We start from the raw sequence: 11,707 nt of genomic DNA on the forward strand, positions 1-11,707 counted from the left end.
CACAACGCACGGGTCACTTCCTGACGTTTGCGGTCCGATCTATTGCTCTGGCGCAATCATAGGCCCGATGATCGCCTGCCGGTAACGATGGCAGACGGCTGCGACCCGATCAGGATCATGCGGCACCGGCAGATCACTCATCGCGGTGAAAAAGGCATCGTGACCGGAGGGCGTCGAGACCAGGGTCATTCGTGCTGGCGAATCGCCCAGAGCGGCAAAGCCGTGGATGGTCCCACGCTCAACGAAGAGGTGGTCTCCTGCAGAGGCTTCGATCCGGTCATCGCCGATGAGGAAGACAAACGCGCCTTGCGCGATGTGGAAGACCTTGTCCTCCTCGAAGCTGATGTGCGCCGGCGCGCCCTGGCCGGGCGCGACGTGCATGTCCATGACGGTCATCGGAGTTGCCTCACCGCCAAGGAGAATGTTCGCCTCGATGCCGGAAAAGGCGGCTGTGCCGTTGATGGCTAGCTTGCCGCTTGCGGATGGGGTGCTCTGCTCCGGTATCATGAATGCTCTCTCCTTGCTCTTCACAGGAGAGGTAGCATCAAAGGTATAGAGAGATTATCCGTCCAATACTGGCAACACAATCCGGTATTCTGGACAATGATCAAGCTCGATCCACTGCATGCTTTCGTCGAGGTCGTCCGCGCCGGAGGTTTTGCGGCGGCGGCGCGCCGCCTGAGCGTGCCGCGTTCCACGATCAGCTTGCAGGTTCAATCACTGGAAGCCTCCCTGGGGGTGCGGGTGCTCAAGCGTTCGACGCGCGTCGTTACCCTTACTGATGAGGGCCGCCGCCTTTATGATCAGGCTGCGCCTGCTATCGCGGTGCTTTCGGAAGCCGTCGATACCTTGCGCCGGCCGACGGGCGTTCTGGGCGGCCTCATCAGGATGACTGCGCCCGCCGATTTCCCGACACAGCCTTTGGCCGAAGCCGTGGCAGCCTTCGCCCGCAACCATCCCGATGTTCGGTTCGAGGTCATGTTTTCCAATGCCATGCTTGATCTGGTCGCCGAGAATATCGACGTCGCAATCCGGATCGGCAGTGGGGGTATTGAAACGGTCGAGAGGCGGCTGACCGATGTCGAATGGTGTTTTTGCGCGCATGAATCATGGATCGCGCAGCATGGCGAGCCATCCACACTCGAAGGTTTGAGCGCCTTTGTGTCGCCACAGCGCCGTTTGCGCCTTTATCTCGAACGGAATATTCTGGGAGGCCAGTCTCTTCCACCTCCGGCCATCGTGGTCGACAGCCACGCGATGGCTCGAGATCTGATCCGCGCTGGTTTTGGCGTGGGGCTCCTCCCGACAGGCCTGGTCGCGGATATGCTGTCGTCGGGGGAGGCCAAGACCGTTCTGGCGACCACGATCCGCGAACGCACGCGGCTCGTCATGGCCTTTCCGACGCGTGCCGACATGGTGCCGCGGGTCAGGGCCTTCGCCGACCATATGGCGGCGACCTTCAACCCGTCGTCCGTTGAATAGTGGGTGAAGCATCTGTCATGCTATGTCTGGCAGTATCAGTCTCACGCGACTGCGCCTGACACGGTGTTCGACTTGGCTCGCCTGAGCGGCTCGATTCCAATGATAGCGGTCATCGGCACATCGGCGGATCAAGGCGAGCAAAGCCCTCTTGGCGCCGGTAAGGGAAGTAGGGGTATGGCGCCGAGACGAGGCTGGCGGCGTCGAGCGATGCGATCTGCTCTTGGGTGAGAGACCAGCCGACAGCGCCGAGGTTCTGGCGCAACTGCTCCTCGTTGCGCGCGCCGATGATGACTGATGATACGGTCGGGCGCTGGAGGAGCCAGTTGAGCGTCACCTGTGGCACCGTCTTGCCCGTTTCGGCGGCAACCACCTCAATTGCATCGACGACGCGGTAGAGATGCTCGTCATCGACAGGCGGTCCGAACGAAGCGGTGTCGTGGAGGCGGCTGCCAGCCGGAATGCCCGTGTCGCGCCTGATCTTGCCGGTCAGGCGCCCCCAGCCCAGCGGGCTCCAGACCAGCGCGCCGAGGCCTTGGTCGGCCGCCAGCGGCATCAGTTCCCACTCGTAATCACGACCAAGCAGCGAATAATAGACCTGATGCGCGACATAGCGGGTCCAGCCATGGCGGTCGGCGACGGCGAGCGACTTCATCACCTGCCAGCCCGAGAAGTTCGAGACACCGGTATAGCGCAGCTTGCCCGCCGTCACGAGCTGGTCAAGCGTGCCCACCACCTCCTCGACCGGGGTATGTGCGTCGAAGGCGTGGAGTTGCAGCAGATCGATATAATCGGTGCCCAGACGTTTCAGCGCCTCGTCCACGCAGCGGATGATGCGCGCGCGGGACGACCCTGCGTCATTCGGCCCGTCGCCCATCGGCAGGCTCATCTTGGTGGAGAGGAGGATGTCGTGGCGGCGCCCCTTGATCGCCGCGCCCAGCACCGTTTCCGAGGCCCCGTTGGAATAGACGTCGGCGGTGTCGAACAGATTGATGCCGGCCTCGATGCAGATGTCGACCATTCGGCGCGCTTCGGCGCCCTCGGTGGTGCCCCAGGCGCCGAACAGCGGCCCGCTGCCGCCGAATGTGCCCGCGCCGAAGCTCAGCACCGAAACCTTGAGGCCGGAGGCACCCAGATAGCGATAGTCCATGATGATGTCCTTTTCAGAGATGGGCCAGATCGACGGCCTCGGCCATGGCGCGATGGCCCTCGCCGCCGGGGTGGAGGTGGTCGCCGCTGTCGAAGCGCGGCAGCAAGTGGCCGGGACGGTCGGGATCCTCGAGCAGCCGGTCGACATCGAGGATCGCATCGAAGACGCTGGCGCTTCGTATCCAGTCGTTGACTTGCCGGCGCAGCGCATCCTTCGCTGGGCTCCAATAAGTGCCGGCCATCGGCGTATCCGGCAGCGCCTCGGCAAAGGGCGTCAGGGTAGCGCCGATCACGCGCAGATTGGCCGCCCGCGCCCGCTCGATCAGTGCGCGATAGCCGGTCACCATGCGGTCGAGCGTCATCGCCGGTTCGTCCGGTGCGAACACCGTGCCGGGCCAGGCGATGTCATTGATGCCGAGCAGGACGATGACGGCGCGGACGCCGGGCTGGGCGATCACGTCATGATCGAACCGCGCCAGCGCATTGGCACCCATCCGGTCGCCGAGCAGGCGCGCGCCGGATATTCCGGCATTGGCGATCGCAATTTGCTGTGGTGCAGCCCGCATCGCCAGAAAGTCGGGCCAGCGCTCCTCCGCATTGACGCGGGCGCCGGCACCATCGGTGATCGAATCGCCGAACAGCACCACCGCCGATGCCGGGGCGGCCGCCTCGACCAGAATGGCGGCGAGGAACAGACGCCGCTCGGTGGTCGAGCGCACCAGAGGGGCAGCGGTGGTGCATTGATCGCCAGCAAGGATATAGCCGGTGCGGCGCCCATCCCAGTGGAAGTCGCCGATGTCGGGCGGGTGGCGAAGGTGGATCGATATCGCCCAATTTTCTCCCGCCACGACGGAGAGGTCGACGGCATCGCTTGCGATGATCGCGCCGGGTGGGATATCGACCTCGGGCTTCCCGGCGAAGGACAGCGATCGCCCACTGCTTGGATCGATCAGCGCGCCACCCAGCGTCCGTGCGATGCTGACGCCAGCCAGATGGACGGCGCTCGTTCCATAACGATTGCTCAGCAGCAGACGGACTCTGGCTCCGCCATAGCCCAGTCGCACGACTTGCCGGATCGTCGCGTCGGCAAGGTCGGTCGGGAGATCGGCCGAGAAAAAGAAGTCGCTCGACCAGACCGGCTGGGGGCTGGCCGTCCAGGCGGGCACCCAGCGGGTCATGCGATCCGCTCCGGCCTGGCGACGGCGGGTGTCCGCGTTGCAAACAGCGCCAGGACGAGCGCGGCGGCGGGAAAGATCGCCGCGACCCAACTGATAGCCCCGAGGCCCAGGCGGTCGAGCGCGACACCACCCGCCCACGCACCGATCGCATTGCCAAGGTTGAAGGCGGCGATGTTGAGGCTCGAGGCGAGGCTCTCGCCGGCACCATCGGCATTGCGCAACACCCAGCTCTGGAGCGGCGCCACGGTCGAGAAAGCCGCGAAGCCCAGCGCCGTGACCATGGTGAGGGCGCCGACCTTGCCGGAAAGGAGGGGGCCAGCGACGAGCATGACAACCAGCAGAAGCAGGAGCGTCGCGAAGATCGCCGGCACCAGCGCCCGGTCGGCCCAGCGACCGCCCGCCATGTTGCCCACCACCAGCCCGGCGCCGAACAGCAGCAGGATCGGTGAGATGCTCGCCTCGCCATAGCCCGAGAGGTGGATGAGCAGCGGCGCGATGTAGGTGAAGATCGCGAAGACACCGGCATAACCCAGAACCGTCGTGGCCAGCCCGAGCAGGACGGGGCGGCGAGACAGGGCGGCCACGTCGGCGCGCCAGTTGTTCGGTGCGTCGTCGTACCCGTCGAGAGGAACCGCCCTCCCGATCACTGCCAAGGCCAGCGCTCCGACCAGAGTGACCGCCCAGAACGTCGCGCGCCAGCCGACATGCAGCCCGATCCACGTGCCCATCGGCACACCCAGCACGTTGGCGACGGTGAGGCCGGTGAACATGATCGCGATCGCCGACGCACGCCGCTTTGGAGTTACGAGGCGCGTCGCCACGACCGAGCCCACGCCGAAGAAGGTGCCATGCGCGAAGCCCGTGATGATGCGCGCCGCCATCATCAGCGCGTAGCTCGGGGCCAGCGCGCAGGCGGCGTTGCCGATGGTGAAAATCGCCATCATCGCCAGCAAAACCCACTTGTGCGGCCAGCGCGCGGTGGCGACGGTCAGGATCGGTGCGCCAATGACCACGCCGAGGGCGTAACCCGAGATCAGCAACCCCGCGGCGCTGGTCGACACATGCAGATCGGTGCCGATCGGAATCAGTAGCCCCATGGGCATGAACTCGGTCACGCCGATGCCGAAAGCGCCGACCGTTAGCGCCAGCAGCGCGAGCGGGAGTGTAGGAAATTGAGTGCTCATGGCCGCGGATATGGCAGAGCCACAAATAATGAATTAGAGAGTGATCAGGAAAAGCATTGATGAAATGAAGATTGGTAATGCGTCAGGAACCGAACCGGGCCGGTGAGATGGCCATCTTCGTGCGCGTGGTGGAGGCCGGCGGCTTCGCGCCCGCCGCCCGCCTTGTCGGCCTGTCTTCCTCGGCGGTGAGCAAGCTTATCAGTCGGCTGGAGGCGCGGCTCGGCACGAAGCTGCTACGCCGATCTACCCGGCACATTGCGCTGACCCCCGAGGGGGCGCTGTTTCACGCCCGCGCCGTGGCGATCCTGGCGGAGATCGAGGCCGCCGAGCGCGAGGCGGCAGGCGCGGCGCTTCCCGCCGGGCGCATCCGCGTCAACAGCTCGGCGAGCTATGTGGCGCATGTGCTCGCCGACATCCTTCCGGATTTCCTCGCGAGTTACCCCGACATCGCCATCGACATCATCCAGACCGACGCGGTGGCCGATCTGGTCAAGGAGGGCAGCGACGTTGCGATCCGTGCTGGCGCCTTGCCGTCATCGTCACTGACGGCCCGCTCGCTCGGCGAGACGCCGTTGGTGCCGGTCGCGGCACCGGCCTGGATCGCCCGTCACGGCGCCCCCGTTACGATGGCCAGTCTGCTCGCTCATGACCGCCTCGGCTTCGCCTACAGCCGCAGCATCGATGATTGGCTGGTGCCGCATGGGGGCGCACCCGAGCGCATCCGTGTCAGTGATGGTGAAGGTATCCGCCGCCTCGCGCTCGCTGGCGTCGCGCCAGCGCGCCTTGCGGGTTTCACCATAAGGCCGGATATCGCCGCAGGGCGCCTGATCCCGCTTGCCATAGGCGATGATGCGGGCAGCAGCGAACCCTTCCACGTGGTCTATGTCGGCCGTTCCGCCCAGCTTCCTGCGCGGGTGCGCGTCTTTCTCGATTACCTGACGGATCATGGCCGGGTCGATCGCGGTATCCGATAGCTGCCCGTCGAGGGACGCCAAGACATTGATGCAGGGTGGATGCATGTCCTCGGGTGGTCACCGGCTATCCCAGCAGCGCATCCAGCAACAGGCGCGAGCGCCGGTTCAGCGCATCCAGGGATTGCGCGCAAACGACAAGCTGGCGTCGAGCCCAGGGATCGGCCAGCGGCACGATCGCACAGGATTCCTTCGGCCAGCGCCGTGCCGCGACCTCTGGCGCCACGGCAACGCCTGCGCCGGCCGCGACCAGGGCGAGCACATTGTCGAAGCCGGCAACGCGGACGCGGAAGTCCATCTGCCTGCCCAGGCGTGCCGCCTGCGCACGCAGATGATCGTGAAGCGCGCCGTGAGCGAGGCCGACGAAACTGTCACCGAGCAGATCGGCGAAGGCAATCGCATCTGTTGCTGCGCGCGGATGTCGCTCGGGCAGGATCGCGACGAGCCTGTCCTCTGCGAGAACCCTTGTATCGAGCGCCGAGAGATCGGCGGTGCTGGCCGCAATGCCCAGATCGCCGCGCCCCTCGGCCAGCATCAGTGCGATGTCGGTGCTGGTCCGCTCCTCCAATGCAATGTCGATAGCGGGATGCGTGGCCAGAAACCGACGCAGCGCCGAGGGCACCAACTCGATCATCGCCGCGCTGTTCGCCAGCAACCTGACCGTACCGCGCAGGCCTCCGGCATAGGCGCTCAGATCATCGCGCAACAGATCGCTGCGGGCGAGGATGGCTCTGGCATGGTCGAGCAGCCTGCGCCCGGCGGCTGTGGGCCGGACGCCGCGCCTTTCCCGTTCGAGCAAAGCGACGCCAAGTCTTTGCTCCATGGCCGAAATCCGCGCGCTGGCCGAGGCAAGCGCGAGGTTCGACACGCGCGCGCCAGCGGTGATCGAGCCTTGCTCGACGGTGTTGGCGAAAAGGCGCAGGTCGGTCAGGTCGATATGCATCTTCGTTTCAGGCGAAGGCTGCCATCAAATCATCCGCATTGTCCAGTCTGATCGCCTGAGCCATGTCTGGGGCATGGACCCCGGCTATCTCTTGTTCGGTACCGGCATAGTCGGCGGAGCGATGAACGCCATGGCCGGAGGCGGGAGCTTCGTAACCCTTCCTGCGCTGATCGCCGGCGGTATGCCTTCGGTCATGGCGAATGCAACGAGTACTGTGGCGCTCTGGCCTGGCGGCGCGTCCAGCGTCTATGTCTATCGCGACAGGCTTGGCGATGTCTGCGGAGTGCCCTTGCGGCCGGCGTTGGTTGCGACCTTGCTCGGAGGCTTGGCGGGGGCGCTGTTGCTGTTGCTTACGCCGGGGACGGTGTTCGACCATGTGCTGCCCTGGCTGCTCCTTCTCGCGAGCCTGGCGATGGCCTTCGGACGGCAGGTCGGACCGTGGCTCAGGCGCCATGTTCGGGTCGGGAAGGGGGGCGTGCTTGCTCTGCAATGCGTGCTGGGCATGTACGGCGGCTATTTCGGCGGGGCGGTCGGGTTGATGATGCTGGCCGTGTGGGGGCTGCTGGATGAGGTCGATATGGCCGCGCTGCAGGGGCCGCGCACGCTGATGGTGACAGCCGCCAACAGTGCCGCCGTGCTGGTTTTCGTGGCTGCCCGGTCGGTCGCATGGCAGGCGGCTCTGCTGCTGGGGGCAGGCGCGTTGTTGGGCGGAATCCTGGGGGCCTGGGCAGGGCGGCATCTGCCGGAGAGAATGGTCCGGTTCGTCACGCTGCTCCTGACTTTCGTGGTGACCGCGCATTTCTTTGCCAAGGCCTATCTGCTGGCGAACTGAAGCGCGCTACGGTCGTGGCGATCAGTTCGAGAGAGAACGGGATTCGATTAGAGAGCAAGGAGCGGAGTGTCCGGTTGCCATTGGGGAGATAACTCTGTGGTATAGACGCTTAAGGACGCATTCCATGGACATTCGCGACAGCCAAGCCGAGGCGACGCTCTCCGACCCGCGCTGGGCACGGATCGTGGCCCGCGACAAGACCGCCGACGGCGCATTCTGGTACAGCGTGAACACGACCGGCATCTACTGCCGACCGTCCTGCCCGTCCCGTGGCTGCAACCCCAGGAACGTGACGATCCACGACACGCTCGACAGCGCGCAGCGGACAGGGTTCAGGCCGTGCAGGCGATGCAAGCCTGACGAACCACCCGCCGAAATTCTCCATGCGGACATCGCCACCCGCGCGTGCCGGCTGATCGAGGGAAGCGAGGCGGCGCCGTCCCTTGCCGATCTCGCCGAGGCACTCGGATTGAGCCCAGGCTACTTCCACCGGATCTTCAAGGCGCAGACGGGCCTGACCCCAAAGGCCTATGCGGACGCCTGGCGTGCGCGGCGCGTCCGGGAGGCGCTGGCCGCGGGCGGCAGCGTGACGGACGCGATCTACGATGCTGGTTTCAGTTCGAGCGGTCGCTTCTACGAGGCCTCCAACGCGATGCTCGGCATGACGCCGTCGAAGCTGCGCAAGGGCGGAGTCGCGGAAGAGATCCGCTTCGCGATCGGTGAGACCACCTTGGGCGCGATCCTGGTGGCATCGAGCGCCAGGGGCATCGCGGCGATCCTTCTCGGCGATGATCCCGACAGGCTGGCCCGCGATCTTCAGGATCGCTTCCCGAACGCGACCCTGATCGGTGCCGACGCCGGGTATAAGGCAGTCGTCGCCCGCGTGGTCGGGCTCGTAGAGGCGCCGCAGACCGGCCTTGACCTTCCTCTCGATGTGCGCGGCACCGCCTTCCAGCAGCGGGTTTGGCAGGCCCTGCGCGACATCCCCGTCGGCAGCATCGCGTCATATACCGACATTGCCGAGCGGATCGGAGCGCCGACGGCAACGCGCGCGGTGGCGGGCGCCTGCGCCGCCAACAGGCTGGCGGTCGCCATTCCTTGCCACCGCGTGGTGCGCAGCGACGGCGCGCTTTCTGGCTATGCCTGGGGTGTGGAGCGCAAGCGCGAGTTGCTGGCCAAGGAGCAGGCCAAGTGATCGCGGCTGTCGACTGGGCCGCCATGGGACACGACCTCGACCGTCAGGGCTGGGCGTTGCTGCCCAGGCTCCTGACGGATGGGCAGTGTGACGGCGTCGCCGGCATGTACGGCGATACAGCAGCGTTCCGCAGCCATGTCGTGATGGCGCGGCATGGCTTTGGAAGGGGCGAGTATCGCTATTTTTCCTACCCCTTGCCGGACCTCGTGCAGAGGCTTCGGACGGATCTCTACCCCCGGCTCGCGCCTGTCGCGAACGGTTGGCACGAGCGCATGGGGATCGATGTGCGCTTCCCTGCGACCCACGCGGAATTCCTGGAGCGGTGCCATGCGGCGGGGCAGCGGCGTCCGACGCCGCTGCTGCTCCAATACGGTCCGGGCGACTATAACTGTCTCCACCAAGATCTCTACGGCGAGCATGTGTTTCCGCTTCAGGTGGCGATCCTCCTGTCCGAGCCGAATCAGGATTTCGCGGGCGGAGAATTCGTGCTCACCGAGCAGAGGCCGCGCATGCAGTCGCGCCCGGCGGTCGTGCCGCTCACGAAGGGCGACGCAGTCGTGTTCGCTGTGAACAGCCGGCCCCATCGCGGTGCCAAAGGCGATTATCGGGTCATGCTGCGGCACGGCGTCAGCGCGCTGCGATCGGGGCGTCGTCACACGCTCGGGATCATTTTCCATGACGCAAGCTGATCACATGGTTCCAGCCGACCTGTTCGGGGACCACCGCGCTGCCATGCCGTTGCAGCCGGGCGCGATGCTGCTTGGCGGTTTCGCCACTCCGGAGGCGGACGACCTTCTCTCGGAGATCCGCCGCATCGAGGCCGGCGCGCCGTTCAGAAAGATGATCACGCCGGGGGGATGGCCGATGTCGGTCGCGATGACGAACTGCGGCAGCCTCGGCTGGGTGACGGACCGGCGGGGATATCGCTACGCCCCTATCGACCCGGCGACAGGCCGGCCCTGGCCTGCGATGCCGGAGTGCTTCCGGTCGGTCGCCGGGCGGGCAGCCGAGATCGCCGGCTATCCCGGCTTCGAGCCCGATTCCTGCCTGATGAATCGCTATGAACCGGGATCGCGGCTCTCTCTCCATCAGGATCGCAACGAAAGCGATTTTGGGGCGCCGATCGTCTCGGTGTCGCTGGGCCTGTCCGCGAACTTCCTGTGGGGCGGCGCGAACCGGGCGCAGAAGCCCATGCGCGTCCGGCTGTTTCATGGCGATGTCGTCGTATGGGGTGGCCCCGCCCGCCTGATGTTTCACGGCGTCGATACGCTGCGGGGAGGTGACAGCCCGGCGGGAGGGTTGCGGTACAATCTGACCTTCAGGCTGGCCCGATGATGTTTTTCTCCGGCCCTCCCCCCGCGCTATCTGGCTGTGATGGCGCGGGGGGGCGATCTCTGGCAAAACTTGGTTCAGGCGGTTGCGGCCAGAACCTCTTCCCGGGCGCGATCGACGTCGGGCATACGATATTTGGCCTCGTCGATCTCGGCCAGGCGGGACGCTGCCGCTTCCACGTTGGACACACCATAGAGTTTCTGGAAGTTCATGATCAGCGGCTGCCACTTGTCCGGGTCGATCCGGTTCGGGTGGCCATCCATGATCAGGTCCGGGTGAACGTGGACCCGCGTGATGCGGACCTCGAAGGCCGAGATCAGCCCGGCGACCTGGGGATCGTCTGCCATCATGTCATGGCGATCGGCCAGCACGGCTTCCAACTGGATCGGGCACTCCAAGACGCGCGGAGCGGCGACCGTATCGGACGGGATCGGGGTCAGGCCGGCCACCTCGAACTTGCGCGATTCATGCCTGTAGCCGAGCCGCTGCTTGAGGTCCGGAATATCCGCGGTGCCCGTCAGGCGGGCCAGCCTGTTCACCGCGTCGACCTGCTCCACCGTCGTCAGATTCAGCACGCACTCGCCGGTGCGCATCATGTTCTGCGGAGTCTGCGACGCGGTCTGGAGGCCCAGCATGCAGCGCCAGCCAAGCCACCAGGCTGACGACATGGGCGCCAGATTGGCCGTGCCGTCCTCATTGAGCGTGCTGATGAGGACGACGGGCGTTCCGAGATAGAGGATCGAGGGCTCGATCGTGACGTGCGGCGGGATCATGGGGCAATTCCTTGATTGGCAACGACCCCGTTCATGAGGCCTGTCAAGGAATCGCGAACTCCGCTTCTTGCGCTGGAATTGGATCTGGCGGGCAAGGGCAGGCGCGCGCTCAAGCTCAAGGATCTCGCCGTCGGCGGCCATGTCTTCCGGCGTGTAAGCCGCCTGTGGCGTGACGTCGGCCATCATGGCGGCCATAAGGAATACGTTATCGGTCGAAGCGCGCCATCGCGAGCTTGTCGACCGGGTTTGCGGCGAAGGCCTGCTTCAGGCAGCTATCGTGGAAGGCTTGGCAAAAAGCTCAATATTGGCGCCGCCCCATTGCTTGAGGGCCTGAAGCACCGGCGTCAGGCTGCGCCCGAGATCGGAGATGCTGTATTCCACTTTGGGAGGGACCTCGGCGTAGATCTTGCGGATGATGAGGCCATCGGCTTCCAGTTCGCGCTACTGGTTGGTCAGCGTCCGCTGCGTCGCGCCGGGAATATTACGACGTAGCGCGTTGAAGCGGCAGGTTCCTTCCAGGAGATGGAAGAGAATCACGCCTTTCCATTTGCCGTCGATCAGGCTGATCGCGGCTTCCACGGCACAGCCGGGCGCGCAGGCGAAGCTGGAATGGCGGGGCTTTCCCAAGGTAGTATCCTTTACGACACTATGGCAGAATCTTGTGCCTATTA

The 11,707-nt window shown here is 65.4% G+C and carries 12 protein-coding genes and 1 pseudogene; 6 read left to right on the forward strand and 7 right to left on the reverse strand.

The window, feature by feature from the left end; translation table 11 throughout:
* Positions 1 to 39: 39 nt before the first annotated feature.
* A complete protein-coding gene (locus AC3EC3_RS15160) occupies positions 40 to 507 on the reverse strand; it encodes a cupin domain-containing protein (RefSeq protein ID WP_488490438.1) in 468 nt (155 codons plus the stop codon).
* Positions 508 to 603: 96 nt separating this feature from the next.
* On the opposite strand from AC3EC3_RS15160, the gene AC3EC3_RS15165 reads away from it, so the two are divergent.
* A complete protein-coding gene (locus tag AC3EC3_RS15165) occupies positions 604 to 1,482 on the forward strand; it encodes a LysR family transcriptional regulator (RefSeq protein WP_488490439.1) in 879 nt (292 codons plus the stop codon).
* 109 nt (positions 1,483 to 1,591) lie between these two features.
* Here AC3EC3_RS15165 and AC3EC3_RS15170 read toward each other — a convergent pair whose 3' ends face one another.
* Genes AC3EC3_RS15170 through AC3EC3_RS15180 form a run of 3 tightly spaced genes read right to left on the reverse strand, consistent with a single transcriptional unit; the run spans position 1,592 to position 4,990 of the window.
* Positions 1,592 to 2,629, reverse strand: coding sequence for an aldo/keto reductase (locus tag AC3EC3_RS15170; protein ID WP_488490440.1), 1,038 nt, complete (start codon positions 2,627 to 2,629; stop codon positions 1,592 to 1,594).
* Positions 2,630 to 2,642: 13 nt separating this feature from the next.
* Positions 2,643 to 3,806 carry an SGNH/GDSL hydrolase family protein gene (locus AC3EC3_RS15175; RefSeq protein WP_488490441.1) on the reverse strand — a complete coding sequence of 388 codons (1,164 nt, stop codon included), beginning with the start codon at positions 3,804 to 3,806 and terminating at the stop codon, positions 2,643 to 2,645.
* Positions 3,803 to 4,990, reverse strand: a complete 1,188-nt coding sequence (locus AC3EC3_RS15180) for an MFS transporter (protein WP_488490442.1) — start codon at positions 4,988 to 4,990, stop codon at positions 3,803 to 3,805. Before AC3EC3_RS15180 ends, AC3EC3_RS15175 begins: the two co-directional genes overlap by 4 nt.
* A 77-nt stretch (positions 4,991 to 5,067) precedes the next feature.
* Between AC3EC3_RS15180 and AC3EC3_RS15185 the strand changes: the two genes are divergently transcribed.
* Positions 5,068 to 5,964 carry a LysR family transcriptional regulator gene (locus tag AC3EC3_RS15185; protein ID WP_488490443.1) on the forward strand — a complete coding sequence of 299 codons (897 nt, stop codon included), beginning with the start codon at positions 5,068 to 5,070 and terminating at the stop codon, positions 5,962 to 5,964.
* A 64-nt stretch (positions 5,965 to 6,028) separates the two neighbouring features.
* On the opposite strand, the gene AC3EC3_RS15190 is transcribed toward AC3EC3_RS15185, so the two are convergent.
* Entirely contained in the window at positions 6,029 to 6,904 is an 876-nt protein-coding gene (locus AC3EC3_RS15190) for a LysR family transcriptional regulator (protein ID WP_488490444.1), read from the reverse strand.
* A gap of 73 nt (positions 6,905 to 6,977) precedes the next feature.
* On the opposite strand from AC3EC3_RS15190, the gene AC3EC3_RS15195 reads away from it, so the two are divergent.
* The 4 genes from AC3EC3_RS15195 (at position 6,978) to alkB (ending at position 10,266) form a co-directional block, all read left to right on the forward strand.
* Entirely contained in the window at positions 6,978 to 7,736 is a 759-nt protein-coding gene (locus tag AC3EC3_RS15195) for a sulfite exporter TauE/SafE family protein (RefSeq protein ID WP_488490445.1), read from the forward strand.
* A 124-nt stretch (positions 7,737 to 7,860) separates the two neighbouring features.
* Positions 7,861 to 8,931 (forward strand): bifunctional DNA-binding transcriptional regulator/O6-methylguanine-DNA methyltransferase Ada, encoded by a 1,071-nt coding sequence (ada, locus tag AC3EC3_RS15200; RefSeq protein ID WP_488490446.1) that lies wholly within the window; start codon positions 7,861 to 7,863, stop codon positions 8,929 to 8,931.
* 23 nt (positions 8,932 to 8,954) lie between these two features.
* A complete protein-coding gene (locus AC3EC3_RS15205; RefSeq protein WP_488490559.1) occupies positions 8,955 to 9,620 on the forward strand; it encodes a 2OG-Fe(II) oxygenase in 666 nt (221 codons plus the stop codon).
* A complete protein-coding gene (alkB, locus tag AC3EC3_RS15210; protein WP_488490447.1) occupies positions 9,607 to 10,266 on the forward strand; it encodes a DNA oxidative demethylase AlkB in 660 nt (219 codons plus the stop codon). Before AC3EC3_RS15205 ends, alkB begins: the two co-directional genes overlap by 14 nt.
* A 74-nt stretch (positions 10,267 to 10,340) precedes the next feature.
* Here the strand turns inward: alkB and AC3EC3_RS15215 are convergent, their stop codons facing one another.
* Positions 10,341 to 11,231 (reverse strand): flavin reductase family protein, encoded by an 891-nt coding sequence (locus AC3EC3_RS15215; RefSeq protein ID WP_488490448.1) that lies wholly within the window; start codon positions 11,229 to 11,231, stop codon positions 10,341 to 10,343.
* 69 nt (positions 11,232 to 11,300) lie between these two features.
* Positions 11,301 to 11,615, reverse strand: a pseudogene (locus AC3EC3_RS15220) (winged helix-turn-helix transcriptional regulator).
* Positions 11,616 to 11,707 lie beyond the last annotated feature (92 nt).

This window comes from Novosphingobium sp. BAM6, from assembly GCF_057784955.1.

What these genes read in the sequence shown, in the direction of transcription:
- AC3EC3_RS15160 (WP_488490438.1), bottom strand. Translation starts at nt 507, where the DNA reads ATGATACCGGAGCAGAGCACCCCATCCGCAAGCGGCAAGCTAGCCATC.
- AC3EC3_RS15165 (WP_488490439.1), top strand. Translation starts at nt 604, where the DNA reads ATGATCAAGCTCGATCCACTGCATGCTTTCGTCGAGGTCGTCCGCGCC.
- AC3EC3_RS15170 (WP_488490440.1), bottom strand. Translation starts at nt 2,629, where the DNA reads ATGGACTATCGCTATCTGGGTGCCTCCGGCCTCAAGGTTTCGGTGCTG.
- AC3EC3_RS15175 (WP_488490441.1), bottom strand. Translation starts at nt 3,806, where the DNA reads ATGACCCGCTGGGTGCCCGCCTGGACGGCCAGCCCCCAGCCGGTCTGG.
- AC3EC3_RS15180 (WP_488490442.1), bottom strand. Translation starts at nt 4,990, where the DNA reads ATGAGCACTCAATTTCCTACACTCCCGCTCGCGCTGCTGGCGCTAACG.
- AC3EC3_RS15185 (WP_488490443.1), top strand. Translation starts at nt 5,068, where the DNA reads ATGCGTCAGGAACCGAACCGGGCCGGTGAGATGGCCATCTTCGTGCGC.
- AC3EC3_RS15190 (WP_488490444.1), bottom strand. Translation starts at nt 6,904, where the DNA reads ATGCATATCGACCTGACCGACCTGCGCCTTTTCGCCAACACCGTCGAG.
- AC3EC3_RS15195 (WP_488490445.1), top strand. Translation starts at nt 6,978, where the DNA reads ATGGACCCCGGCTATCTCTTGTTCGGTACCGGCATAGTCGGCGGAGCG.
- ada (WP_488490446.1), top strand. Translation starts at nt 7,861, where the DNA reads ATGGACATTCGCGACAGCCAAGCCGAGGCGACGCTCTCCGACCCGCGC.
- AC3EC3_RS15205 (WP_488490559.1), top strand. Translation starts at nt 8,955, where the DNA reads ATGGGACACGACCTCGACCGTCAGGGCTGGGCGTTGCTGCCCAGGCTC.
- alkB (WP_488490447.1), top strand. Translation starts at nt 9,607, where the DNA reads ATGACGCAAGCTGATCACATGGTTCCAGCCGACCTGTTCGGGGACCAC.
- AC3EC3_RS15215 (WP_488490448.1), bottom strand. Translation starts at nt 11,231, where the DNA reads ATGGCCGCCATGATGGCCGACGTCACGCCACAGGCGGCTTACACGCCG.